This is a genomic window from Curtobacterium sp. VKM Ac-2887, assembly GCF_015350935.1.
Classification (GTDB): domain Bacteria; phylum Actinomycetota; class Actinomycetes; order Actinomycetales; family Microbacteriaceae; genus Curtobacterium.
Genome location: NZ_JADKSB010000053.1, coordinates 1 through 643, shown reverse-complemented (window position 1 = coordinate 643; position 643 = coordinate 1). Strand labels below are relative to the sequence as shown.

1 protein-coding gene is annotated in these 643 nt (G+C 66.3%); it reads right to left on the bottom strand.

Annotated features, from left to right (window positions below; all coding sequences use genetic code 11):
* A partial coding sequence (locus tag ITJ69_RS20200) for an IS3 family transposase (RefSeq protein WP_194673851.1) occupies positions 1-602 on the bottom strand: 602 nt, incomplete at its 3' end.
* Positions 603-643 lie beyond the last annotated feature (41 nt).

Here is a 643-nt window from a genome sequence, read left to right as displayed (position 1 = left end):
GACCGCCAGGACCGGTGCTGGTAGTGGATGCCCTGGTCCGAGTGCACCAGCGGTGCCGCCCCGAGTGCGGTGTGGAGTGCGTCGCGGAGCGAGCCGTGGGTGAGTTCCAGGGTCGGGGACGTTCCGGTTCGATAGGCGATGATCTGCCGGTCGAAGAGGTCCATCACTGGTGACAGGTAGAGCTTGTGCTCACCGACCCGGAACTCCGTCACGTCCGTGACCCATTTCTGGTTCGGCGCTGTCGAGGTGAAGTCCCGGTTCAGCAGGTTCGCTGCAACCTTGCCGACCTCGCCGCCGTAGGACGAGTATCGGCGTCGACGACGCACCAGGCAGACCAGGTCGTGGCGTCGCATCAACGCCAGGACCGTCTTCTTCGCCACTGGCCCGGTCCGGCGGAGCTCGGCGTGGATCCGCCGATGCCCATACCGGCCCTTGGTGCGGACGAAGATCGCGCGGATCGCGTCCGCGGTGTCAGCGTGCCGGTCAGGTTCACGCGAGCGGGCCTGCTGGTAGAAGAACGTGGAGCGGGCAAGACCGGCGATCTGCAGCAGCGTCTGGAGTGAGTGTTCGGCCTTGCAAGCGGCAACGGCTGCGGTCTTCACCGACGCCGTTGCTGCGCCTGCAAGGCCCGCAATTTTCCCAA